Here is a 25986-nt window from a genome sequence, read left to right on the forward strand (position 1 = left end):
GTTTCCATATTTCTGCCCCACAAATTACCGAAATTACACCAATAAGAAGGATGTCAACCAAGTCATGTAACTTGTTTATATCGCTTCTAGGGTCTTCTACCTTACCAAAAATACTGACTAATTTACTTTTTGAATCCATAACTATATTTGACTGACTATCAGTATAATATACGAAAAATAAACAATATAAACAACTACAAGCCAATCGAATTAACTTGAAAAAAGTGTGAGTTTGCCCTGTAAAACACCTAAAGAAATAATGAATTCTGAACTATATTTTGTAATTTAGTCACATCCTGAAAAAAATAACAATTGTTGTGTAACACACAACGTAATAAATTAAAAGACAGGCATGATATATATCATGTTTCTTAATAGGCGTCAATAATACTTTTGTATAAAAAACAAAAACTCGAATATGAGTGTCATTTATTTACTAATAACCATTAGCCTTATAATAGCACTAGTCTTCTTTATCGCATTTATAAAAGCGGTAAAGAGTGGTCAATTTGACGATTCGTATACCCCTTCAGTTCGGATGCTTTTTGACGATAAACCCACAAAAAAAAAAACCAAAGATATTTCAAAACAAAAATCAACTAACAAATTATAAATTCATGGAAGTTCAACAGTTTTATTACGACAACAAAATTGTCAAAAATTTCATTTATGCCACTATCGCCTGGGGTCTAATTGGAATGTCAGTCGGCTTACTTTTAGCACTTATGTTTCTTTTTCCTAATTTAACCGACGGAATTCCATGGCTAAGCTTTGGTCGATTAAGACCCTTACATACAAATGCTGTAATTTTCGCTTTTATAGGAAATGCAATTTATGCTGGTGTATATTATTCGTCTCAACGTCTTTTAAAAGCGAGAATGTGGAGCGACTTTTTAAGTAAATTAAACTTTTGGGGATGGCAGGCTATTATCATTTCTGCAGTAATTACACTTCCTTTAGGCTATACGTCTAGTAAAGAATATGCCGAATTAGAATGGCCAATAGATATTGCAATCGCTGTAATTTGGATTGCCTTTGGAGCCAACTTGATTGGAACCATTATCAAACGTAGAGAACGTCATTTGTACGTTGCCATTTGGTTTTACTTAGCAACTTTTGTTACAGTTGCAGTATTGCATATCTTTAACAGTCTTGCATTGCCTGTTTCTTTCCTCAAGAGTTATTCAGTATACGCAGGTGTACAAGATGCCTTGGTACAATGGTGGTATGGACATAATGCTGTTGCCTTTTTCTTAACAACACCTTTTCTTGGGTTAATGTATTATTTTGTCCCAAAAGCAGCTAACAGACCAGTATATTCTTACCGATTGTCTATTGTGCATTTTTGGTCTTTGATATTCATCTATATCTGGGCAGGCCCGCATCACTTATTATACACAGCACTTCCTGACTGGGCTCAAAATTTAGGAGTTGCTTTTTCTATTATGTTACTTGCTCCATCTTGGGGAGGTATGATTAATGGATTGTTAACCCTACGTGGTGCTTGGGACAAAGTGAGAACAGATCCTGTTTTGAAATTTATGGTGGTAGCTATTACTGGATACGGAATGGCGACCTTTGAAGGGCCGATGCTCGCATTGAAAAATGTAAATGCAATAGCTCACTATACTGATTGGATTATTGCACATGTACATGTTGGTGCCTTAGCTTGGAATGGTTTCTTAACTTTTGGAATGATCTATTGGCTGGTTCCTAGAATGTTTAAAACAACTTTGTTTTCAGTAAAATTAGCAAATACTCACTTTTGGATTGGAACTTTAGGTATTCTTTTATATTCATTACCTATGTATGTAGCAGGTTTCTTACAAGCTTCTATGTGGAAACAATTCAACCCAGACGGTACTTTAATGTACGGTAACTTCTTAGAAACGGTAACACAAATCATTCCAATGTATTGGATGCGTGCAATTGGAGGTTCTATGTATATTGCTGGTGCATTCGTAATGTTATTTAATATCGTAAAAACAATCAAATCAGGTTCTGCGGTTGAAGATGATTTAGCAGAAGCTCCTGCTTTAAATAAAATTGGAAAAGGAAGACTTTTAGGAGAAAGCTGGCATCAAGTAATTGAAAGAAAGCCAGTTCAATTAACAATATTAGCAACTATTACTATACTCATTGGAGGTATTGTACAAATTGTTCCAACCCTATTAATAGATTCAAATATACCAACAATTACAAGTGTCAAACCTTATACTCCATTGGAGTTAGAAGGGAGAGATCTGTATATAAGGGAAGGTTGTGTTGGTTGTCACTCACAAATGATACGACCATTTAGATCTGAAGTAGAACGATATGGAGAATACTCCAAAGCTGGAGAATTTGTTTATGACCATCCATTCTTATGGGGCTCTAAACGTACCGGTCCTGATTTACATAGACAAGGCGGGAAAAATTCAGACAGCTGGCATTTCAATCATATGTACGACCCACAAAGGATGTCCCCAGGCTCAATTATGCCAAGATACCAATGGTTGACAAAAAACACTTTAGACATCTCTGATACACAAGCCAAAATGGAAGTTATGGTTACTCTTGGGGTTCCTTATACGGATACAGAAGTAGAAAACGCACTGGTTAATTTGCGAGAACAAGCTCTACAAGTTGAAAAAAACTTACATCAAGATCCTTCATTTACAGAAAACTATGAAGCAGAAAAAGAAGCGGCAGCTGCAGATGGAGAAGAATTTGTACCAATTCACAAAAGAGAAATTGTTGCATTAATTGCATATTTACAACGATTAGGAACAGATATCAAAGTAAAAGTTTCACAAAAATAAATTTATAGACTATGCTGAAATTTATTAAACATAATATGACAGAAATTGAAGGGATAGAAATCTATCCAATCATTTCATTAATAATTTTCTTTCTTTTTTTTGCTGCATTAACCTGGTGGGTAGTCAGTTCTAAGAAGGAATATATCGATAAAGTAAGTCAGATTCCTTTTAAGGAAAACCTAACAGAAAACAAAAACAACAACCAAAATGAAAAATAAACTTCCTATACCTTTTATTCGAGTATTTTCAATATTCTTGGTCGTATTTACGATAACTGAACTCATGATTCCTGGTGATCAATCAGGTTTTGAGCAACCATCAATTATAGCTTTTTATCTAATTCTATTATTGATATTAATTATTATAGAAAAAGTAAAAACAGCAACTGAAAAGTTATATACAGATCATATTTCAGAAGAAGAAAAAGAAGCATATTTCGCTAAAAAAGAATCAAATTCCATCAAAGATTGGAAAGGATTGATGAGGGTTCTTTCCAAAACAAAGCCTATCAGTGAAGAAAATGACATCATCCTAGACCATGATTATGATGGTATCAAAGAGTTAGATAATGATTTACCACCTTGGTGGGTTTATATGTTCTATGCAAGTATCATTTGGGCAATTGCATACTTAGGATATTATGAAGTATTTGATGGTCCAAATCAAGAAGAGGAATATATCGAACAAGTCGCTATTGCCAAAGCAGAAGTTGAAGCATACAAAAAAACGATAAAAACAATTGACCTTAACTCCATGGAAGCTAACTCAGATCAAGGAGATTTAAATAAGGGAATGAAATTATTTAAGCAGAATTGTTCAGCTTGCCATATGGCAGATGGTAGAGGGTCAATTGGTCCGAATCTAACCGACGAATACTGGATCTTAGGAGGTGGTATCAAAAACATATACAACGTTATTTCCGAAGGTGGACGAGACGGAAAAGGAATGATTGCTTGGAAAAACAGTTTTAGTCCTGAGAAAATTCGTCTACTCGCAAATTACATTATAAGCTTACAAGGTAGCAACCCTGAAAATGCTAAAGCTCCTGAGGGAGAAAAATGGACAGAAGAATAAATCTCTTAGTCGTTGGTGTCTTATAAACACCAACGATATTTTTACATTATATAATGGATGAAAATCAAGAAGCCTTTAGAGATACTATAGGCACCATGACGGAAGACGGTGGGCGTAAATGGGTATATCCAAAAAAGCCTTCTGGTTTTTTTTATACTTACAGAATATATGTAAGTTATTTTCTTCTTGTTATTTTATTGATTGCTCCTTTTATTAAAATCCAAGGAAATCAATTTTTATTGTTTAATATTATTGAACGAAGGTTTAATATTTTTGGAGTTCCTTTTTGGCCACAAGATTTCCATTTGATGGTTATCTCTATGATCATCGGAATTGTATTTATTATTTTGTTTACAGTTGTATATGGAAGAATTTTTTGCGGTTGGATATGTCCACAAACTATTTTTCTGGAAATGGTCTTTCGGAGAATCGAATATGCTATAGACGGAGATAGGGGAGCTCAAATTAGATTAGACAAACAAAAATGGGATGCTACAAAAATCAGAAAACGGATATTAAAATGGTGTGTCTATTTTATAATTTCCTTTATCATTTCAAATGTCTTTCTTGCTTATTTTATAGGTAGCGATACATTAATTTCAATTATTACAGATCCACCAATAGACCATATTAGAGATCTTTCTTTATTGTTAATATTTACAGGTGTATTTTATTTTATATTTGTTTGGTTTAGAGAGCAAGTATGTATTATAGCATGTCCATACGGAAGACTACAAGGAGTTCTATTAGATAATAAATCTATAAGTGTCGCCTACGATTACAAAAGAGGAGAAAAAGAAAAAGGCAGAGCCTTATTCAAGAAAAATGAAGATAGAGCTAGTACTGGTAAAGGCGACTGTATAGACTGTGATCAATGTGTTCATGTTTGCCCTACGGGAATTGACATAAGAAACGGAACACAGTTAGAGTGTATAAACTGCACCGCTTGTATTGATGCTTGTGATCATATAATGGAAAAAGTTGGTCTTGACAAAGGACTAATTCGTTTCGCTTCTGAAGATAATATTGAAAAAAATAAACCATTTGAATTTGACCTTAGAATGAAGGGCTATACTGCTGTTCTTTCTATTTTAATAGTTGTACTTGTAACTATGTTGTTTATGAGGAATGATGTGGAAGCTACTATATTAAGGCTTCCAGGAGAATTATATAAGACAAAAGAAAATCATATAATTAGTAACATCTATACATTTAAACTAATCAATAAAACATCAAAAAAAATTGAAAATATACATTTTGAATTAATTTCACACAAAGGAACAATCAAACTAGTTGGCGCTAAAGATTTTGACATTGAAAAACAAGTGCTTTATGGAGGCTCACTCTTTATTGAGATTGCGAGAAAAGATTTAAGCGACTCTAAAGAAAACTTAAAAATTGGAGTTTTCTCAGGAGAAAAATTAATTGAAACAACAAAAACAAATTTTATGGGACCTAGAAGGTTTAGATAGCTTTAGGATTCCGTAGTAAATATATACATATGAAAAAAATCAATTGGGGAAGTGGAATAGCATTGGCGCTTGTATTTTTTATTGGATTCATCTTATATTTTGTTATCAAAATAAGCACTGATAGCAAGTACGATAACGATCTTGTAGTTGAAGATTATTACAAATACGAATTGGAATATCAACACCGTATAGACAAATTAAACAACGCAAAAAATTTAGCTCAAAATATTACTATCAGAAAGGTAGCAAATGGTGTTTTTGTCGATTTCCCTAAAGACATCGAACAAGAAAAAATTAAAGGGACTATTTATCTATATCGCCCTTCAAATAAAGTATTGGATGTAACATTACCGATTATTCTAACCAAACACACGCAATTTATCTCTAATGAGGTTTTAATTGGTGGTCGTTGGAATATACATGTCAATTGGAGTGTTGAGGACGAAGACTACTTCTTTCTGCATAGTTTAAATAACTAAATCATGTTTTTTTCAGCATTACTTTTTGGCTTACTCGGTAGCTTTCACTGTATTGGCATGTGCGGTCCAATAGCAATGGTATTACCTGTCCATGCTGAAAAACCATTGCCAAGATGTAGTAAGATATTTTTATACCATTTAGGAAGAATTATAGCTTATGGTAGCATTGGATTAATTTTCGGGCTACTTGGAAAAGGCTTATTCTTATCAGGATTTCAACAGCGGTTATCTATCATAATAGGGTTATTTATGATTGTATATATCATTGTTCCATCTTCTTTTTTTAAAAAAATTAAAATTACAAGCCCTTTATATAAATTCATTGGACAAATTAAGTCTGGCTTAGGGAAACGACTTAAAAACAAAAGTTACGTATCTTTATTTATCATTGGTTTTTTTAACGGCTATTTACCTTGTGGAATGGTTTATATGGCACTGGCAGGTGCAATTGCGATGGCCTCTCCTACCCAAGGTTTCTTATATATGCTTATCTATGGTTTAGGTACTATTCCTCTAATGACATTAATTATATATTTTAAAGCTATACTTTCACTGAAATTCAGAAACAAAATTCAAAAAGCAATACCTTATTTTGTTTTTATAATAGGATTTCTATTTATTTTAAGAGGTTTAGGAATCGGTATTCCATATATCTCACCTTCTGATATTCAATTACAGATTCAAAACGAGCCTACTGTATGTGCTCCTATTGGTTTAAAATAAAAAACTAATTCTATAATTGCTCATGATATTAGAAATCCAACTTCTGATATTCTAGGGTTTATACCTTTTTAATATTCAAATGACGCATCAAATTCTTACTATTATTAAGATAATGGTGTTGGTATTTAAGAAGGGAACTTATCGTAATTCAGAAACGGAAAACAATGGTTCATCAATAGGAATATTTGATAAATCTGGAACTGATTTTGGAACGATAAAAAATTCACACTATATAAAAATTAGAAAGCAGAACTCATCATTGATTCTACGGTAAATCAGGGTATGAATATTATACCCAATAACTAGGAATAAACAATATCTAAAAACCTATTTTCCTTATGTTTTTATCATACTTCATTATAATTATTAAGTGATTTGTATTGCTTATATTTGCAATAAATTAATTTTCATGAAATTTTGGTCAAAAACGTCTCGATTTGTCTTAAAAAGACAAATAGTAATCCTTATTACTATTGCTATAGTTACAGTCCTTCTAGGGTCACAAATGAGACATGTAAAACTATCTTATACAGAAGCAAATTTACTACCAAAAGATCATATTGAAAATATAAAATATGACAAATTTGTAAAGGTTTTTGGAGAAGAAGGTACTTTAATCATTCTTGGAGTTAAAGACTCAACCATTTTCAATCCAAATAAGTTTTTGAACTGGAATCGCTTAGCTAAGCGCTTAGACTCTTTAAATGAGATTCAGTATTCTATATCTATAGGTGATTTAAAAGAATTAAAGAAAAACAAAAAATTAAAGCGTTTTGAGCTATCTAAATTATCTATAGAGAATTTAGATACAAAAGAAAAGATAGATGAATTTAAAAATCATCTATTTAATGAAATGCCTTTTTATGATAATTTATTATTTAATAAAAACACAGAAGCCATTCAGATTGCACTTTTTCTTAACAAAGGATTTGTGAATACAAAGGCTAGAAAAGAGTTTGTTTTCAATGTCTTTAATCCAATCATAGAAAAATTTGAACAAGATAATAACATTGATGTACGTATATCTGGCATGCCATATATTAGGTCGATGAATTCAGAAAACATAAAGTCAGAAATGTCACTTTTTGTCATGCTTGCACTCGCAGTAACTGCTTTTATTTTCTTCCTGTTCTTCCGGTCATTTAGAGCAACATTTATCACTTTATTAGTGGTGAGTATTGGTGTTATATGGGCTTTTGGATTTATTGGATTGTTCGGGTTTGAAATCACTGTTTTAACAGCATTGATTCCACCGTTGATTATTGTAATTGGAGTTCCCAACGCAATATTTATCATTAATAAATACCAGCAAGAAATAAAAATTCACAACAATAAAACCAAGTCTTTATATCGTGTAATTTCTAAAGTAGGAAATGCTACTTTAATGACCAATATTACCACATCAGCTGGTTTTGCAACTTTTATTTTCACCAACAGCTCCTTATTAAGAGAATTTGGAATTATTGCCTCAATTAATATTATGGCAATTTTCATTCTATCAATACTAATCATACCGAGTATTTATAGTTTTATGCCAATTCCTAAAGAAAAACATTTAAAGCACTTAGAACAAAAATGGATTTCTAAAGTTGTTGATTGGATGGTGTTTATGGTTCGCAACAGAAAAAATACAATTTATGCTGTCTCTTTTCTGATTTTCACAACAAGTATTATCGGAATATATAAAATTAAAGTCTCCGGTAGTTTAATTGATGACATGCCAAAAGATAAAACGTTCTACAAAGATATTATGTTTTTCGAGAGACAGTTTGGAGGAATTATGCCTCTTGAAATTATGGTAGACACTCATAAAGAAAATGGTGTATTTAAATTATCAACTCTAAAAAAAATAAATAAATTAACGAATTTAATTTCAGAGACTCCAGGTTTATCTAGAGCAACCTCAGTTGTAGACCTAGTAAAATACTCAAAACAAGCGTTCTACAATGGAAACCCAAAATATTACCAACTTCCAACATCACAAGAAAAAACTTTCCTATTTGATTATATCAAAAATTCTAGTCAAAATCCAGGAACAGGAGCTCTTCTCAATAATATAGATTCTACAGGAAGATATGCTAGAATCACAACATATATGAAGGATATTGAAACAGACGAAATGGAGAAAATCCAACGTGACCTTCAACAATTCATCGATAAGGAATTTAGCACAGAGAATTATACTGTGACCTTAACAGGAAAAGCATTTGTCTTTTTAAAAGGAACAAATTATCTCATTAAAAATCTGATTGTTTCTTTAGGTCTTGCTATTCTATTGATTTCCATTTTTATGGGATGGATGTTCAAATCACTAAAAATGATATTTATATCCCTAATTCCAAACCTATTACCCTTGTTAGTTACAGGTGGAATTATGGGTTATATTGGTATCCCAATTAAGCCTTCAACGATACTTGTTTTTAGTATAGCCTTTGGAATATCCGTAGATGACACCATACACTTCTTAGCAAAATACCGACAAGAATTAATTTCTAGTAACTGGAAAATTAGAAAATCAGTTTTTAAAGCTATTAGAGAAACTGGTGTAAGTATGTTTTATACATCTATAGTCTTATTCTTTGGTTTCTTAGTCTTTTTAGTTTCTAGTTTTGGAGGAACAAAAGCATTAGGAGGGTTGGTCTCAATAACACTGCTTTTCGCAATGGTGTCTAACCTTTTATTACTACCTGCATTATTACTTTCACTAGAGAGAAAAACAGCAAAGAAAAACCGTTTAAAATTAAAACAAAAGGAACATAAAGTTATATAGCCAACCAACAACGAGTACCAAACGAATCAGTTCTAATATTGTTGTTTTTGTATTTTCTAATAACCTACCCGTTATAATTAAAGTTAGTAGTACAAATACTGCAATACCAGCCATATCTATAGCCGATAATTGGCTCATGAAATAGGAAAAAGCAATGATTACAGCGAATACAACTATCGTATTTAAAAGAATTAATGCTTTAGACCAGGATGAAAACTTACCATATTGATAGGTTCCTTTATCAATATACAACGGCATTAAATCCAACTCTCCAGAAGAAGGAACCCAATCTGGACCACTAACCAAAAGAAGAAGTTTGTCTTTTATTTTTGGTAGTTGTTTCATTTGAAATCCTAAATTTTTATAATAATGAAAAACCGACACTAAAAAATCTCTAGAGTTTATATCCTTCGTAATCCCATAGACCACTTCACTCTTTTCTTCTATAAACGTACCGAAAATCCGATCCCATATTATTAAAATCCCTCCATAGTTTTTATCCAAATATTCTTCATTACTCCCGTGATGTACCCTATGATGAGAAGGTGTAACAAAGAGGTATTCAATAATTCCAAGTTTGGGAATTAGTGTAGTATGTAATAAAAACTGATAAATTCCAATCACCAAATGAGTACCTAAAACAACTTTAGGAGCAAAACCAATTATCGGCATTAAAGACCAGAAAAGCACACGAATAAGCACCTGAAAAGGAGTTAAATTCAAGGCTACGGAATAATTATAATCTTCACTTTGGTGATGTATTATATGAGCACCCCAAAACAAATTTACCCTATGTCCCGATTTATGATAAAAGTACCAAATAAAATCAGATAGAAAGACAGCAAATACAAACCAAGCTATCGTAATAGGGATAGAAAATATAGAAAAATTATTATATAAAAACTGATAGTAAAAGAAGATAAGAGGTAGCATAAACAAGCCTGCTATTCTATCAAATACTCCCATTAATATATTAGAAATTGTGTTTTCAAATCTAAATATTTTTTTTCCTTTTTTTCTTGCAAAAAGATACTCTAATCCTATTACAAAAAAAACTATTGCTGCGGCTAACCACAAATACTTGTCTTCTTTCATTCTCTGTTTTTATACAAAGATAAAAACAATCACATAAAAACAGCTAAAATTAAAATAACAATCATAAAACACCTCAAACAACTGAATTGCAACCAAATAATACGACGAGATCATTTTATAAAAATTTACTTTAAACCGAATAAAGTAATCATCAGACTTATACATTGATTTACTATATTTGCATCACATGCTTAAACAAAATTTTCAATTAAAATTACTTCATAAATTATCTCCTCAGCAAATCCAGCTGATGAAATTAATTCAATTACCTACACAAGCTTTTGAGCAAAAGTTAAAACAGGAAATTGAAGAAAACCCTGCTTTAGATATTGAAAGAGAAATAGATAATGACGAAGATTTACAAAATGAATATGAAGATCTTGGTAATGAAAACATCGATACTGATGAAATCAATATTGATGAATACCTAAGTGATGATGAAATTCCTCATTACAAACTACATGCAAATAACTACAGTCCGGATGATGAAGAAAATCAAATCCCATATGCTGGAGGGATTAGTTTCCATCAGAATTTAAAAAGTCAGCTCAATACCTTTTCCTTAAATAATAAAAAATCTTCTATTGCAGAATTTTTAGTTGGTAGTTTGGATGACAGTGGGTACTTACGAAGAGAGATTCTTGATTTAGTAGATGACTTGGCTTTTACTCAAAACATTTACACTACAGAAGAAGAAGTTGAAGAAGTTCTGACGTCTATTATCCAAAGAATGGATCCTATAGGAATCGGTGCTAGGAATTTAAAAGAATGTCTTGTTCTACAGCTAAAAAACAAATCAAAATCAAAATCAATCGCCTTAGCTATTGAAATCCTAATTAAAAGCTTCGATCAATTTGTAAAAAAGCATTACAAAAAACTTATTACAAAATATGGAATTACAGAAGGAGACTTACGATTGGCAGTTTCTGAAATAGAAAAATTAAATCCAAAACCAGGAGGAACTTATACGGTAACTTCTAAAATAACAGATCAAATCGTTCCGGATTTTACAATTCAAATAATTGAAGGAGACCTAGATCTAAGTCTTAATTCAAGAAATGCACCTGAATTAAATATTTCTAGAGAGTACAATAATATGCTTAAAGGATATAAGGAATCAAAACAAAAATCTAAATCTCAAAAAGATGCAGTTCTATTTATTAAACAAAAACTAGATGCTGCCAAATGGTTTATCGATGCCATCAAACAAAGGCAACAGACTTTATTATTGACAATGAATGCAATCATGGAATACCAAAAAGAGTATTTTATTTCTGGCGATGAAAAAAAATTAAGACCAATGATACTAAAAGATATTGCAGACATCATTGCAATGGATATCTCTACAGTATCTAGAGTAGCAAACAGCAAATATGTTTCTACACCGTATGGAACCAAACTTATCAAAGAGTTTTTCTCTGAGTCTATGAAAAACGATCGAGGAGAAGACGTTTCTACAAGAGAAATTAAAAATATCCTTAGAGCTGTAATCAAAAATGAAGATAAAAAAAAGCCTTTAACGGACGATAAACTTATGCATAAACTTAAAGAAGAAGGATATATTATAGCACGAAGAACTGTTGCTAAATACAGAGAACAATTAGAGATACCTGTTGCGAGGTTACGTAAAGAAATCTAAACTAAATATTTTGAATCGATTTTACCGACTAATTTCCATAGTATTTCATCCCATTTTATTACCCATCGTTGCAACGATCGTATTCTTTATTCTCAATCATTCTAGCACGGATTCAGAATCTCAATTAAAAGTAATTTTTATAATTGCTATTGGTACTTATTTTATCCCGATTCTATTATTATACTTTTTAAAAAAAAGAAAATATATAGAAAATTTCGAAGTTAGAAACATCAACGAACGAAAAATACCAATTTTATTTATGACAATCGTTTTCTTTATCATAGCTAAATTTCTTATCAGAATACCAAATCTCTTCTTTTTATCACAATTATTTATTGGCTGTTCTATTGCATTATGCATCTGTTCATTTCTTTTTATTGCAAAACTTAAAATTAGTTTGCATATGATCGGTATAGGGACTTTTATAGGTTTTATTTTGATTTATAGCTTCTTTAATCAAACTAACCTCCTTATCTTAATTGCATGTTTATTTACTACAGCAGGATTTATAGCTCAAGCACGATTAAAATTAAATGAACATGTCTTAAAAGAGGTTTTGTTAGGTTTTTCCATTGGAGTTATAAGTCAGTCGGTCGTTTTCTCTACTTACTTCTTTTAATGTTTATAATAGGTAAAACATCACACCTAAACGAAACGTATTCATATTTAATTTTTCACTTTCAAACACGCTATTTTTATCAAAAAATGGAACAAACGAATAATTCATATAAAAGTTCCATGTTCCATAACCAGCAGCAAGAGTATAAGCATATTGCCAGCGTTCTAATGTCAAAACTTGGATATCAACTAACTCATCTCCACTAAGCCCAATTGCATTCGAATTAAATACATAGGATATATTAATCCCCGTATAGATTCTCCAAAATTTATATTTCTCCAAAGTTGAAGTTCTCCATCTAAATTCTATTGGCAACTCAAAACTATTAGTATTTATTGTATAAGTATCCGAGTAAGCTTTCGTAGTAAAGTTTTGTACCAGCATATCATCTGTTCCTCCCAAATTTTGAATATAAGTATTAAAAGTATATCCTAAACCAATTCCTATACCAATATTTCGTTGTTCATTAAACGGAATATCCTTAATAAAACCCACTGCAACTCCATAAGCAAAACCATCCTGAACAAAACTATCAGGTGTATTAGAAAAAACATTATACGTAAGACCAACATAAATCTGATCCTCTAAATAACTTGGATCAATAGACAAACTATCATTCTCTGATTGAGCAATCAGACAGGTAGTTGTTGACAAACAAAAAATTATTTTTTTAAACATTAAAATATATCTTATTAGATCTAATAAACAAAGTTAAAACAAAAAGGCATTCGTAAAACGAATGCCTTTATAATATTCCTAATAAAATATTCTATCTTACATTTTCACGTAAATCACCTCTACGAGTTGAATAGCTCACCTTTAAAGCATTGATATCTCGTAATGCCATTCTAATATCGTGAATTGTACCCACACCACATGTAATGTCAGCTTTAATTGACGTTGTCATATAAGGGATTTCTTCAGGGTTATGCTTCTCTTGCTCAGAATAAATAAAGTTTGCAATATCATTAATAGTTGCTATTTTATCATTTAACTGAATTTTATCTCCAGAACCATATTTTGCTTGGTCCTCAGGTCTAGCTTTCCCAACATAAATGGTGCTAACTAAACTTTTATGTTCTAATTTCTTTACTTCTGTAGCACTAGGCAATTGTGGTTTTTTAATCACCAAATCAGTTTGCCTCATTGTTGTAGTAACCATAAAGAAGAACAATAACATAAATACAATATCAGGTAAGGAAGCAGTATTTATTGCAGGTAGACCTTTTTTCTTTTTTCCAAATTTAGACATATCTATAATTATTTAGTCGGTTCAGCATCAGAAATAATCTGAGGATAAGCATTTTTCACTTCCTTAATGATAGCTTTTAATACTTCATTCTCTTTATCATTTCCTAATAATAATAATAATTCATCATAACTCATCCCAGCATAATCACCAGTAATATGATTCTTTGCATATCTGTTTCTCAATTCAGTATATGCTCTTAGCAACTCATTTTGAATTGTAATATACATCCCATATGATGTTCCTCTATCACTCTTTACAGAAATTATCGCCTTGTTTGGATGATCTGAAGAATCATCTCGTCTTTCACCATTACAGTAATCACAAATTTCTCCTGGACCAGACTCGTCTGGTTTTCCTACACCACCTCCATTGTCTAAGAAATCAATCGTAAATTGTCTCAAGTCTTCAATTTTCATTCTTTCACCTTCAACCAACATATCGTCGTTTCTATTTAAGTTGATTTCAAGAATGTTCTTCTGCTTAATTACAGGTGGCTCATAATTTTCAGGTGGTTTCTCTGATAATTTACGAGAAATACCAGAATCAACATCCATTGTTGTTGTTACCAAGAAAAATATCAGCAACAAGAAGGCAATGTCCGCCATAGAGCCAGCATTAATCTCTGGAGTTTCTTTTTGTGCCATATTTTTTTATTTAAAAATTGATTTTACTCCACCTAATATAATAGTGCAAATAGCAGTGGCTCCTAACAATACAGCAAACCAAATTCCTGTACTAACCCATTTTGAATTTGATCCTTCTTCTCCACCTGATAATACTTCACCAGTTACATCAACTACTGCATTATCTGCTGCCATACCATATGATACTGCTAAGAAACCTCCTAGAAGTACTAATCCTAATATAGTTTTCTTTAAGGCTTCTGGTTTTTTAAACAACCCAACAATTGAAAACAACAAAGTCAATCCTAATACAACTAAAAATAGTCCTATTGAAAATGACACCATTGGCCCAACAATCCCTAAGGTTCCTCCTCCTTCAATAATTACATCGTCACCTGTACTTATTATCATAATGAAGAAATAAGTAGCAACAACACCAATTAATGCTACTAGTGCTTTTAATATATTCGCTAAATTCATTATTCTTATTTTTTATTTTTTACCAAAATATCAATTAATGAGATAGAAGCATCTTCCATATCATTTACGATTCCATCTACTTTAGAAATAATGTAGTTATAAAACACTTGAAGAATAATCGCTACTACAAGACCAAATACCGTTGTTAACAAGGCTACTTTAATACCACCTGCTACTACTGTAGGAGAAATATCTCCAGCTTGCTGAATCGAGTCAAAGGCTCCAATCATCCCGATTACCGTTCCCATAAACCCAAGCATTGGTGCTAATGCGATAAACAAAGATAACCAAGATATGTTTTTCTCTAATAATCCCATCTGAACTCCACCATAACCAATAATTGCTTTTTCAGCAGCTTCGATTCCTTCATCAGCTCTATCAAGTCCTTGATAAAAGATAGATGCAACAGGTCCTTTTGTGTTTCTACAAACCTCTTTTGCAGCTTCTACTCCACCAGATTCAATAGCTTCTTCAATTCCAGTAACTAATTTTTTAGTATTTGTTGTTGCCATGTTCAAATAAATAATTCTCTCGATTGCGATTGCTAAACCTAAAATTAAAGCTACCAAAACGATTCCCATAAAAAACGGGCCACCCTCTATAAAACGTTGTTTTAAAACTTGATGAAATGATTCTGATTCTACAGCTTCTGCTGCTTGTGCAAATGTACTTTGAGTTGCTCCAAGAAACATTACACCTGTAATTGTAAAGATTGTAAATACTTTTTTCATTGTGATAAAATTAATTTATTAATATAATTAAGGTTTTAAATTCGTTAACTGCCTAAAAAAACACTGCGGAGAGAAAGGGATTCGAACCCCCGTTACAATTTCTTATAAACACGCTTTCCAAGCGTGCGCCTTAAGCCACTCGGCCACCTCTCCTAAATTATGCGTTCTAAGGTTCAGCAAGTAACAAAAAAATGTTGAATCCTTAAAAAAAAAAATGTATTTATTTATCTTATTTATGTGATTTTGTTCCCTTTTCATAAAAAAGAACCAATTCACTCATTCATTAGGTCAGTTTTCTTAATCTTAATTTAACAAACGCTTCAATAATCTTGCCAAAAAAAACATTTAAAAAAGAGGATGTAAATATACATCCTCTTTTTTGTTTTTTTAAAATCCTATCACTATTGTTCTGGTTTCATTTCAAAGTCTTCCATAAATTTCGTGGTATAGTTCCCTGAGATATAACTTGGACTATCCATCAATTGTCTATGAAAAGGAATCGTTGTTTTAATTCCTTCAATAACAAACTCATCCAAAGCTCTTTTCATTTTACTGATCGCTTCTTCTCTCGTTCGGGCGGTTGTAATTAATTTCGCAACCATCGAGTCATAATTAGGCGGAATCGTATACCCAGCATATACATGGGTATCCAAACGAACTCCATGTCCTCCAGGCGCATGAAACGTAGTAATCTTACCAGGTGCAGGCATAAATCCTTTGTACGGATTTTCAGCATTGATACGACATTCTATCGAATGAAGTCTAGGTAAATAATTTTTCCCTGAGATAGGCACTCCTCCAGCAACTAATATTTGCTCACGAATCAAATCGAAATCAACTACTTGTTCCGTAATTGGATGTTCAACTTGAATACGTGTATTCATTTCCATAAAATAAAAATTCCTGTGCTTGTCTACCAAAAATTCAACAGTACCAGCTCCTTCATATTTAATATATTCTGCTGCTTTTACGGCAGCTTCCCCCATTTTATTCCGTAATTCATCGGTCATAAATGGAGACGGTGTTTCTTCTGTTAACTTTTGATGACGTCTTTGAATTGAACAATCTCTTTCAGATAAATGACAGGCATTACCAAATGAATCACCAATAATTTGAATTTCAATATGACGTGGTTCTTGAATTAACTTCTCCAAATACATATCATCATTACCAAAAGCCATTTTTGATTCATATCGAGCAGCGTCCCATGCATCTTCAAGTTCTTCTTCTTTCCAAACAGCACGCATTCCTTTACCTCCACCTCCAGCAGAAGCTTTTAACATTACTGGGTATCCAGACTCTTCAGCCAAACGTTTGCATTCAGCAAAATCTTCAATCACCCCTTCACTACCAGAAACACAAGGCACACCAGCAGCAATCATTGTAGTTTTAGCATTTGCTTTGTCTCCCATTCTATCAATCATCTCAGAACTCGCACCAATAAACTTAACTCCATGCTCTTCACAAAGAGCAGAAAACTTTGAGTTCTCAGAAAGAAACCCATATCCAGGATGTATCGCATCTGCATTTGTTATTTCAGCGGCAGCCAAAATATTAGACATTTTCAAATACGATTCTGTACTTGCAGCAGGCCCAATACAAACTGCTTCATCAGCAAATTTAACATGTAAACTTTCTTCATCTACCTGAGAATAAACAGCAACTGTTTTAATTCCCATTTCCCTACATGTTCTAATAACACGTAAAGCTATTTCACCTCTATTGGCAATTAATATTTTTTTAAACATAATAATATTGTTTAGTCTAAATCATAGTTCTACTAACGAACTACAAAAAATAGTGTTTAATTATGCTTAATAATTATAATGGATCAACTAAAAATAACGGTTGACCAAATTCTACCGGTGAAGAATCATCCACTAAAACTTTGACTATCTTACCCGAAACTTCTGATTCTATTTCGTTAAATAATTTCATCGCTTCAATTACACACACTACAGAATCAGCTGAGACTGAATCACCAATTTCGATAAAATTAGATTTATCTGGAGATGGTTTTCTGTAGAACGTCCCAATAATTGGAGACGTAATTGTCAATAAGTTAGATTCATTGTTTTCTTCTGTAACAGCAGCAACAGCAGCAGCAGGTACAACCGGAGCTACAGCCAGTGGCACAACCTGTGACACAACTGGAATTTGGACTGGAGATAATACAGATTGTGAAAACGTAGTTTCAGTTTTACTAGGTCCTGTTTTCACGGTAATCTTAATATCTTCCATTTCTAATTTCACTTCACTTGCTCCAGATTTAGCAACAAACTTTATCAAATTTTGAATATCTTTTAGTTCCATAATATATAAGTTATAAGTCTTGTTTAATTCTTTATTTAGAGTCGTAAGCCCATTTTAAATAAATGGCACCCCATGTAAATCCACCACCAAAGGCAGCGAACACAATATTATCTCCTTTTTTCAATTTATCTTCATAATCAGCTAACAGCAATGGAAGTGTTGCAGAAGTAGTATTCCCATAGTTCTGAATATTGACCATAACTTTGTCCATACCTAACTTTACTCTTCTTGCAGTAGCTTCAATAATCCTAAGATTTGCCTGATGTGGCGCTAACCAATCTATATCATCATTTGTCAAATTATTTCGTTCGAGTATTTTCTCACTTGCGTCAGCCATATTTGAAACAGCATATTTAAATACGGTTTTTCCTTCCTGTTTAATAAAGTGTTGCCTGGCATCTAATGTTTCTTGAGATGTTGGATTTAAAGAACCTCCAGCTTCAATACGTAAAAACTCACGTCCAATACCATCACTTCTCAAATACTCATCTTGCAAACCTAATCCTTCTTCATTAGGTTCAAACAATGCTGCACCCGCACCATCACCAAAAATTATACAAGTAGCTCTATCTGTATAATCAACAATTGAAGACATTTTATCTGCTCCAACAACTAATACTTTCTTATATCTCCCTGACTCTATATAAGCTGAAGCTGTAGACATCGCATATAAAAAACTAGAACATGCCGCTTGTAAATCATACCCAAAAGCGTTTACTGCTCCTATTTTGGTGGCAACATAAACAGCAGTAGATGCCACATTCATATCTGGAGTAGCTGTACCTATAATTACCATATCTATCTCCTTCGGATCTATATTTCTCTTAGCAATTAGATCTTGCGCTGCTTTAATCGCCAAATAAGATGTTCCTTTATCTGCATCTTTAAGAATTCTTCGTTCTTTAATCCCTGTTCTTGTGAAAATCCACTCATCATTCGTTTCAACCAAAGTTTCTAACTCTTTATTGGTAAGAGTATAGTCTGGAACGTACTTTCCTACTGCTGTAATTGCTGCAGTTATTTTACCCATAAATAATATTTTTATAAGATTTTTTCACAAAAAAAATCAATACCCAAAGTAATGAAATTTATTTCACTTTTAAATGAAAAAGAAGGCAATAATTACCACCTTTAACCCTAAAACACCGAAAAACCCTCCATCAAGAGGGTTTTTTGCTGTATTTTAATAAAAATACTATGCTTCTACTGTAGGTGAATCAATTACAATTTGCCCTTTGTAGTAAAGTTTTCCTTCATGCCAGTGAGCTCTATGATACAGATGCGCTTCTCCTGTTGTAGGATCAACAGCAACTTGTGGAGCTACCGCTTTGTAATGAGTTCTTCTTTTGTCTCTTCTTTGTTTAGATATCTTTCTCTTTGGATGTGCCATTACGCTGTGTTTTATCTATTAATAAATCTTTTAACTTCCCCCATCTAGGGTCTATTGTATCTTCTTTTTTTGTTGTACTCTTTTTTATTTTAAATTCTTCTAACCTCTCAAAGGCTTTTGACTCCATCGTACCATCAAGCACCTTAGGATGCACCCTTTTTTGTGGTGCTGACAATACTAACATTTCAAAAATATAATGCGCCACATTAATGCGGTGTTCTGTATGCCGAAGATAAACAACCTCCTCGTTTCCGTCATCAGGACTTTCTCCAAATTTAACAATCAAAGACAAATCACCATTAACCTCCATATCAAAAGACTCTCCTGTAACATCACATGAGACATTAACAAAACCTTTAAAACAGAATTCTAATTCTAACAGACTAGGCTTTTTAACAAAAACCAACTCCACATTTATATTCGTTTCATCAAAATCATCCAATTGAAACGCATCAAAGAACTTATTTTTAATATGATATTCAAAATTATGCTTTCCTTCTTTTAAACCTATAAAAGAAATTTCAAAATCTCTCAACTCCTTCATAACAAACATCAATTTGAGCGTGCAAAGATATAAATTTTCACCTTATAATAAACAAAAGAAATCAAAATTTACTCATTAATATTTTTTTCTCACCTTCAAACTGTCTTTTACCAAGGTTTTATAAGCTTCTCGTATCTTAACTATTTTCAAACCAGAAAACAAAGCCTCTTTAAAAGAAGAGGCATCAGCCTTATTTTGACCTGCTATCTCAAAAGCAGTCCCGTGATCTGGAGACGTTCTTACCTCAGACAAACCTGCCGTAAAATTCACTCCATTCCCAAAAGCTAATGTTTTAAACGCCACCAAACCTTGATCGTGATACATTGCCAACACACCGTCAAACCCTTGATAATTCCCCGAACCAAAAAAACCATCCGCAGCATAAGGTCCATATACCAGTTTTCCAGTATCTCGAATTTCTCGCAAAGTAGGTCTTACCAACTCATCATCTTCATTACCAATCACTCCATTATCACCACAATGAGGATTTAATCCCAATACTGCAATCTTCGGCTTATCAATCCTGAAATCTTGAACCAAAGTAGTGTACATAGTATTTACTTTTGAAATAATCAACTCTTTCGTAATCGTTTCAGAGACTTTAGCAACAGGAACATGACCAGTAATCAAACCCATACGTAAAGTATCTGTCATCAAAATCATCAAACTTTCTCCTTCCAACTTCTCCTCCAAGAACTCAGTATGTCCAGCAAACTTAAATGTCTCTGACTGAATATTATCTTTACTTATAGGAGCAGTCACCAATAAATCTACCTTACCCTCCTTGAGCGCTAAAGTAGCCGCCTCAAGTGATTGTAACGCAAAAACACCAGATACTTTTGTAGGAGTTCCTAATTCAACTTTCACCTCATCGTTTGTTATAGACAACAAATTCACCTTCCCATCTATCACTTTTTCTAAAGAATGAATTTCCTGAACCCGAACCTCAGATTTTAAATTATTCTTATGAAAAGAAATAACTTTTAAAGAAGCAAATAATACTGGAGTACAAAAATCCAGCATACGCTTATCTTCGAAAGTTTTTAAAATAACCTCAATACCAATTCCATTGATGTCACCAACAGAAATACCCACCTTTATTTTTTGATCTTTCTCCATTCAAATACTTTATTATTCTTATTTTTGAGCAATCAAAAGTAATCATTTAAATTGACAATTTTATGTTCACAGGTATTATAGAAAAACTAGGTTTGACAAAACAAATCACAAAGGAAAACGACAACTTACACATCTCTGTTTCTGCTGATTTTACTGGCAAATTAAAAATTGATCAAAGTGTAGCTCATAATGGCGTTTGCTTAACTGTCATTGCAATAGACAAAGACATTTATACCGTGACAGCAATCAAAGAAACTCTTCAAAAAACAAACTTATCTACTTTAATAGTGGGAGATTCTATAAATCTAGAAAGAGCTATGAAACTGGGAGATAGACTTGATGGTCATATTGTACAAGGTCATGTAGACCAAACAGCAACTTGTACCTCTATTTTTAACGATAACGGGAGTTGGATTTTTACATTTGAGTACGACCCTACAAAAAACAACATTACTATTGAAAAAGGCTCTATCACTATTAACGGGACAAGTTTAACAGTTGTAAACTCAAAAAAAAACAGTTTCAGTGTCGCCATTATCCCCTACACATACGAGAACACCAATTTCAACAAATTCACCGTCGGAACAGAAGTGAATTTAGAGTTCGATGTAATAGGAAAATATGTGGCTCGCTTAATGAATAAATAAATTGAGTCTAAAACCAATTTTATTTTTAAATGTCGCACTAATATTTTTTACTCAGATAAGCAATAAAAATTGAAGCAAGCACCACTACGGTTTTGTTTTTATATGAAATAGAACCGTAACCTACGGCTATGCTTGTTTTTTTTATTTTATCTAAAGAAAAAATAATTCAAATTTATTTGGCATTAAAGGTGTTATTTTATAGCAGCACATTTTTCCTTGCACTCTTCTTGAATCGAAGCACATTTTTCACAGTCTGATTTTGTACATGTATCGCTACATTTTTTTGCACAAGTCTTCGCTAGTTTAGAACTACATTCAGTTGCTTTGGTTGCACATTTAGTTTTACATTCCGCTTTCAACTCAGCACATTTTTCACAGTCTGCTTTCGTACATGTATCGCTACATTTTTTTGCACAGGGCTTTCTATCCTTAGAACAACCCGTAACTTTCACATCTTTAACCGAAGTTATGCTATATGTTTCACCACCAGCAATAGCTTCAATTTTATTTATGATTTCTTCTTTTGATATTTTATTCTCATCATAAACAATTTGTCCTAATTTATTTTCAAAAGAAACCGAAACAGAAGAAACCCCTTTCTCTTTTGATAATTTTGACTCAATTGTTTTTGCACAACCTATCTGACAGGTCATTCCTTCAATTCCAACTTCAATTTTCTTTAAACTTTTTTTCTCGGCTGTTTTTTCAACTGCACCTTTCCCGTTTTTAGGAGTTTCCTTACAAGAAACCGCAACTAGAGAAACCAAAAGACAAAGACATATTATTTTAATAAATTTCATAATGATAGATTTAACGGTCGCAATTTAGACAGAATCCTATACTTATCCGAAAAAAAAGGAAGAATTTTACATTTCAATAACAAAAGCAAAATAAAAAACACAAAATGGCTACTTCTATTTATTCTCCCATTAACCTAGAGTAGGTCATTTATTAGTTGAAATTAAGAAATCAAAAAAGCACTGATAGCTTAAGCTCTATAGAGATAGGCGCATTAAGAATTATTTTTGCAAAAAAACAATTATCTCGATTTATTTACTTTACCCTCATTTTCTTTTACAAAAGAAGCCCAACCACTATAATTTTTTCCACCTACAACCACGCCACTATTGTAATAATGACACACTGCAGCTGCGAGACCATCGGTGGCATCCAAATTTTTAGGTAAGGTTTTTAAGTTCAAGGTACTTTTTAACATTAAAGCAACCTGTTCTTTAGAAGCATTTCCATTTCCAGTAATTGCCATTTTTATTTTTTTTGGCAAATATTCCGTTATCGGAATTTCTCTAGATAATCCCGCCGCCATTGCAACACCTTGCGCACGCCCCAACTTCAACATAGATTGTACATTTTTCCCAAAAAACGGAGCTTCAATAGCTATTTCATCAGGGTGATGCGTATCTATCAATTCAATGGTTCTTTCAAAAATCAATTTTAACTTCGTATAGGGATCATCATATTTTTGTAATTGCAATTCGTTCATCTGAATAAATTCCATCTTCTTTTTCACTACACGAATCAAACCAAACCCCATAATTGTAGTTCCTGGGTCAATTCCTAATATAATTCTTTCTCCACTCAAAATTCTTCTTGTCTTTTAATTCTAAAAGAAACAAATCCACATTATTTCCGTTTTCTTTGTAACTTCGAACGAAGATATAAATTAGAAGTTATATAAGTGAATAAATTGAAATCATTTCGAATCCCTTATGGAATTTCTATCTTGAAATTCATCATTCTTAGTTGTGCTTTTTACACTCTTTATATAAAGATTCATAATTTCCAAATCCCCTTACCAAAAATTCCGCTTTTGGAAATTCTTATGATAACTTTTCTTTCATTTTGTAACTGGGGTTTAGAAGTATTCAAATGGCAAATTTTAGTACGCTCCATTCGCTATATTTCTTATAGTACTGCATTCTCTCAAAGTTTAGCAGCGCATACAACAGCAATCATTACCCCAAATAAAATTGGTGAATATGGAGCGAAAGCCTCCTTTTTTAAAAAGGAGTTAAGAAAAAAAATACTCAGCTTAACTTTTATCGGAAATGCAAGTCAAATGCTGATAACCTGTATTTTTGGATGTGTCGGAATTGCACTATTTAAATTTAAAATACTCAATCACAGTTCAGTTCTTTTTATCTCCATATTTTGTGTTTTAGGAATCACAGTCTTATATTATTTACAAAAGACAAAAAACATATTTAAATACTTTTACAATACTAGATTAAGTACACATGTTACTGTATTAATTCTTAGTTTATTGAGGTATTTAGTTTTCTCTTTTCAATATGTGTTTTTGTTAAAAATAATTGGAATTGAGCAAAGCTACACAAGCCTGTTACCAATAGTTTGGCTGCTCTATTTTATATCTTCTTGTATCCCTAGTTTTGCCTTGTTTGATTTTGCAATTAAAGGATCTGTCGCCTTATTTATTTTTGATCCATTCAATATATCTAATGAAATCATTTTAATAACGGCCTTTTTAATGTGGCTATTAAATTTCGCAATACCCGCAATTATCGGAGGTTTTTTTATAACCGGTTTTAACCTTAATCAACAACTTAAATAATGATTCTAATCACTAGCTGTATAGCCTCAATATACCTCTTGCTCATTGGTTCCTTTTACCGAGGTCTTCAAAAATCAACGGATTTTGTGGTTGCAAAAAAATCGTTTTACAATTCCTATTCTATTTTGATTGCTTTACGGAATGAAGAAAGTAATTTAAAAGTGCTTTTTAAAAGTCTAGAAAAAATAAACTACCCTAAAAACAAGTATGAAATTATTTTTATCAACGATCATTCAGAAGATAGCTCTTTTCAACTCCTTGAAAAATTCAAACAAGAAAACCTAGATACTCAAATTCAGCTATTAAACAACGAATCTCTAGGTAAGAAATCCGCTGTAACAACGGGAGTCAAATATGCAAATTTTAATTGGATTCTCACTACAGATGCAGACTGTACAGTTCCCTCAAACTGGATTCAAGCCTATGATACAGTATTACAAAAAAAATCTTATAAATATATCAGCGGTCCCGTTGCACTCATAAGTGAAAGCTCGTTTTTAAATCAATTCCAAAATATAGAGTTTTTAAGCCTCCAAGGCAGTACTATAGGCTCATTTTCTATAGGAATACCATTTATGTGCAATGGTGCAAATAGCTGTTTTCACAGGTCTGTGTTTATAATTAACAATGGATATCAAGGAAATGAAAATATCGCAAGTGGTGATGATGTATTTCTACTGGAAAAAATCATTTCGGAGGATGCAAATAAAGTAACATTTATCAATAGCCGAGATGCAATTGTATATACCCAACAAGAGACAAGCTGGAACAATTTAATCAATCAAAAAATTCGCTGGGCTGCGAAGGCCACCTCTTACAAAAACAAAACAGGAATTTTTGTTGGCACCGTCATATTTGTCAGTAATTTTTTACTATTAATTCTATTGATATTTAATTGGAAACTAGCCCTCTTATTCTTCCTAGCTAAACTTGTTATAGACCTAGTATTTATACAGAAAACGTCTCAATTCTTTAAAAAAAAAATCTCATTATTACCCTATCTTCTAAGCAGTATTCTCTACCCTATATTTAGTGTTTGGGTATTTATCCTTTCTCAATTTACAACTTTCGAATGGAAAGGAAGAACTTTAAAGAGGTAATTCTTATTCAAATAACTGTTCCATCAAGCCTTCTATATTCCATAGTAAGAATACTATTACAACTAATAAAATGACTAATAAAACAGCTCGTTTCTGGTTTGGTTTTTTTCTGTTTTTAATACGTGCCATAGCAGTTGTTACAATTTAGTGAAGACCGTTGCAAGGTACATGACAAAAACAAAGACCCAAACTTAGGGTGTAAATCATTGTTTGTTAGCTTATTAAGATATATATTCAAGCCATGAAACTACAAATAACACCTACTTTTGCAGATAGCATTTGTGATTTACGTACAAGAAAGATAAAAGCTACATTTTTTAGTCAAATAAATATTCTTATCGATTGGGATCGCATTTCAAAAATAATAGACAAGGACTATTCCAGGGGTAAAAGTGCCGTTGGTAAGCCTTCCTATGATGGTTTGTTGCTTTTTAAAATGTGTCTTTTACAGAGTTGGTATGGTTTAAGCGATTACCAAGTAGAAGATAGACTTAACGATAGTTTATCATTCAGCTATTTCTGTGG

General features: G+C 32.2%; 27 protein-coding genes and 1 tRNA gene. 13 read left to right on the forward strand and 15 right to left on the reverse strand.

The genetic code is table 11. The features are described from left to right. Window positions 1-418 precede the first annotated feature (418 nt). The 8 genes from ccoS (at window position 419) to V5787_RS02305 (ending at window position 9319) form a co-directional block, all read left to right on the forward strand. On the forward strand, window positions 419-613 hold the full coding sequence (gene ccoS / locus V5787_RS02270) for a cbb3-type cytochrome oxidase assembly protein CcoS (RefSeq protein WP_336891663.1): 195 nt from the start codon (window positions 419-421) through the stop codon (window positions 611-613). Between the two features lie 4 nt (window positions 614-617). Continuing rightward, window positions 618-2801, forward strand: a complete 2184-nt coding sequence (ccoN, locus tag V5787_RS02275; protein ID WP_336891664.1) for a cytochrome-c oxidase, cbb3-type subunit I — start codon at window positions 618-620, stop codon at window positions 2799-2801. Between the two features lie 11 nt (window positions 2802-2812). Beyond that, complete coding sequence (locus V5787_RS02280) at window positions 2813-3019, forward strand: CcoQ/FixQ family Cbb3-type cytochrome c oxidase assembly chaperone (protein ID WP_336891665.1); 207 nt, start codon at window positions 2813-2815, stop codon at window positions 3017-3019. Continuing rightward, window positions 3009-3875: a cbb3-type cytochrome c oxidase N-terminal domain-containing protein gene (locus tag V5787_RS02285; protein WP_336891666.1), complete on the forward strand. Its 867-nt coding sequence runs from the start codon at window positions 3009-3011 to the stop codon at window positions 3873-3875. The genes V5787_RS02280 and V5787_RS02285 overlap by 11 nt, the downstream gene beginning before the upstream one ends. 53 nt (window positions 3876-3928) lie before the next feature. After that, entirely contained in the window at window positions 3929-5347 is a 1419-nt protein-coding gene (gene ccoG / locus V5787_RS02290; RefSeq protein WP_336891667.1) for a cytochrome c oxidase accessory protein CcoG, read from the forward strand. A 29-nt stretch (window positions 5348-5376) separates the two neighbouring features. Beyond that, window positions 5377-5826, forward strand: a complete 450-nt coding sequence (locus V5787_RS02295; protein WP_336891668.1) for a FixH family protein — start codon at window positions 5377-5379, stop codon at window positions 5824-5826. A gap of 3 nt (window positions 5827-5829) precedes the next feature. Further along, a complete protein-coding gene (locus V5787_RS02300; RefSeq protein ID WP_336891669.1) occupies window positions 5830-6549 on the forward strand; it encodes a sulfite exporter TauE/SafE family protein in 720 nt (239 codons plus the stop codon). A gap of 409 nt (window positions 6550-6958) precedes the next feature. Next, complete coding sequence (locus V5787_RS02305) at window positions 6959-9319, forward strand: efflux RND transporter permease subunit (protein ID WP_336891670.1); 2361 nt, start codon at window positions 6959-6961, stop codon at window positions 9317-9319. On the opposite strand, the gene V5787_RS02310 is transcribed toward V5787_RS02305, so the two are convergent. Then, a complete protein-coding gene (locus V5787_RS02310; protein ID WP_336891671.1) occupies window positions 9290-10414 on the reverse strand; it encodes a sterol desaturase family protein in 1125 nt (374 codons plus the stop codon). The two genes, V5787_RS02305 and V5787_RS02310, sit on opposite strands and share 30 nt — an antisense overlap. 187 nt (window positions 10415-10601) lie before the next feature. On the opposite strand from V5787_RS02310, the gene rpoN reads away from it, so the two are divergent. Beyond that, entirely contained in the window at window positions 10602-12053 is a 1452-nt protein-coding gene (rpoN, locus tag V5787_RS02315) for an RNA polymerase factor sigma-54 (RefSeq protein WP_336891672.1), read from the forward strand. Window positions 12054-12675: 622 nt separating this feature from the next. Here rpoN and V5787_RS02320 read toward each other — a convergent pair. The 12 genes from V5787_RS02320 to pdxA form a co-directional block, all read right to left on the reverse strand. Further along, window positions 12676-13350 (reverse strand): porin family protein, encoded by a 675-nt coding sequence (locus V5787_RS02320; protein WP_336891673.1) that lies wholly within the window; start codon window positions 13348-13350, stop codon window positions 12676-12678. A 91-nt stretch (window positions 13351-13441) separates the two neighbouring features. Then, complete coding sequence (locus V5787_RS02325) at window positions 13442-13924, reverse strand: biopolymer transporter ExbD (RefSeq protein WP_336891674.1); 483 nt, start codon at window positions 13922-13924, stop codon at window positions 13442-13444. A gap of 8 nt (window positions 13925-13932) precedes the next feature. Continuing rightward, window positions 13933-14568, reverse strand: coding sequence for a biopolymer transporter ExbD (locus V5787_RS02330; RefSeq protein WP_336891675.1), 636 nt, complete (start codon window positions 14566-14568; stop codon window positions 13933-13935). Window positions 14569-14574: 6 nt separating this feature from the next. Next, window positions 14575-15027, reverse strand: coding sequence for a hypothetical protein (locus V5787_RS02335; RefSeq protein ID WP_336891676.1), 453 nt, complete (start codon window positions 15025-15027; stop codon window positions 14575-14577). A 5-nt stretch (window positions 15028-15032) separates the two neighbouring features. Continuing rightward, window positions 15033-15758 (reverse strand): MotA/TolQ/ExbB proton channel family protein, encoded by a 726-nt coding sequence (locus V5787_RS02340; protein ID WP_336891677.1) that lies wholly within the window; start codon window positions 15756-15758, stop codon window positions 15033-15035. 66 nt (window positions 15759-15824) lie between these two features. Beyond that, window positions 15825-15911: transfer RNA gene (locus V5787_RS02345), tRNA-Ser, on the reverse strand. Window positions 15912-16159: 248 nt separating this feature from the next. Then, on the reverse strand, window positions 16160-17506 hold the full coding sequence (accC, locus tag V5787_RS02350) for an acetyl-CoA carboxylase biotin carboxylase subunit (RefSeq protein ID WP_336891678.1): 1347 nt from the start codon (window positions 17504-17506) through the stop codon (window positions 16160-16162). Between the two features lie 73 nt (window positions 17507-17579). After that, window positions 17580-18071 carry an acetyl-CoA carboxylase biotin carboxyl carrier protein gene (accB, locus tag V5787_RS02355; protein ID WP_336891679.1) on the reverse strand — a complete coding sequence of 164 codons (492 nt, stop codon included), beginning with the start codon at window positions 18069-18071 and terminating at the stop codon, window positions 17580-17582. 31 nt (window positions 18072-18102) lie between these two features. Next, window positions 18103-19101, reverse strand: coding sequence for a beta-ketoacyl-ACP synthase III (locus tag V5787_RS02360; protein WP_336891680.1), 999 nt, complete (start codon window positions 19099-19101; stop codon window positions 18103-18105). Window positions 19102-19266: 165 nt separating this feature from the next. Beyond that, entirely contained in the window at window positions 19267-19461 is a 195-nt protein-coding gene (gene rpmF, locus V5787_RS02365) for a 50S ribosomal protein L32 (protein WP_336891681.1), read from the reverse strand. Further along, window positions 19433-20005, reverse strand: coding sequence for a DUF177 domain-containing protein (locus tag V5787_RS02370; protein WP_336891682.1), 573 nt, complete (start codon window positions 20003-20005; stop codon window positions 19433-19435). Before V5787_RS02370 ends, rpmF begins: the two co-directional genes overlap by 29 nt. A gap of 75 nt (window positions 20006-20080) precedes the next feature. Continuing rightward, window positions 20081-21124: a 4-hydroxythreonine-4-phosphate dehydrogenase PdxA gene (gene pdxA / locus V5787_RS02375; protein WP_336891683.1), complete on the reverse strand. Its 1044-nt coding sequence runs from the start codon at window positions 21122-21124 to the stop codon at window positions 20081-20083. A gap of 62 nt (window positions 21125-21186) precedes the next feature. Between pdxA and V5787_RS02380 the strand changes: the two genes are divergently transcribed. Next, the gene (locus tag V5787_RS02380) at window positions 21187-21771 is read left to right on the forward strand and encodes a riboflavin synthase (RefSeq protein ID WP_336891684.1); all 585 of its coding nucleotides are present in this window, start codon (window positions 21187-21189) and stop codon (window positions 21769-21771) included. A 191-nt stretch (window positions 21772-21962) separates the two neighbouring features. Here V5787_RS02380 and V5787_RS02385 read toward each other — a convergent pair whose 3' ends face one another. Both V5787_RS02385 and ruvC read right to left on the reverse strand, forming a co-directional pair. After that, complete coding sequence (locus tag V5787_RS02385) at window positions 21963-22571, reverse strand: heavy-metal-associated domain-containing protein (RefSeq protein ID WP_336891685.1); 609 nt, start codon at window positions 22569-22571, stop codon at window positions 21963-21965. A 239-nt stretch (window positions 22572-22810) separates the two neighbouring features. Then, complete coding sequence (gene ruvC, locus V5787_RS02390; RefSeq protein ID WP_336891686.1) at window positions 22811-23371, reverse strand: crossover junction endodeoxyribonuclease RuvC; 561 nt, start codon at window positions 23369-23371, stop codon at window positions 22811-22813. 105 nt (window positions 23372-23476) lie between these two features. Between ruvC and V5787_RS02395 the strand changes: the two genes are divergently transcribed. The 3 genes from V5787_RS02395 to V5787_RS02405 form a co-directional block, all read left to right on the forward strand. Beyond that, window positions 23477-24361 carry a hypothetical protein gene (locus V5787_RS02395; RefSeq protein WP_336891687.1) on the forward strand — a complete coding sequence of 295 codons (885 nt, stop codon included), beginning with the start codon at window positions 23477-23479 and terminating at the stop codon, window positions 24359-24361. After that, window positions 24361-25461 (forward strand): glycosyltransferase, encoded by a 1101-nt coding sequence (locus tag V5787_RS02400; RefSeq protein WP_336891688.1) that lies wholly within the window; start codon window positions 24361-24363, stop codon window positions 25459-25461. The genes V5787_RS02395 and V5787_RS02400 overlap by 1 nt, the downstream gene beginning before the upstream one ends. A 241-nt stretch (window positions 25462-25702) precedes the next feature. Beyond that, window positions 25703-25986 (forward strand): transposase (locus V5787_RS02405; protein ID WP_336891689.1); only part of this gene is annotated, 284 nt, incomplete at its 3' end.

The sequence above is a fragment of the Flavicella sp. genome, from assembly GCF_037132785.1.
In the GTDB taxonomy this organism is placed as follows: Bacteria; Bacteroidota; Bacteroidia; order Flavobacteriales; family Flavobacteriaceae; genus Flavicella.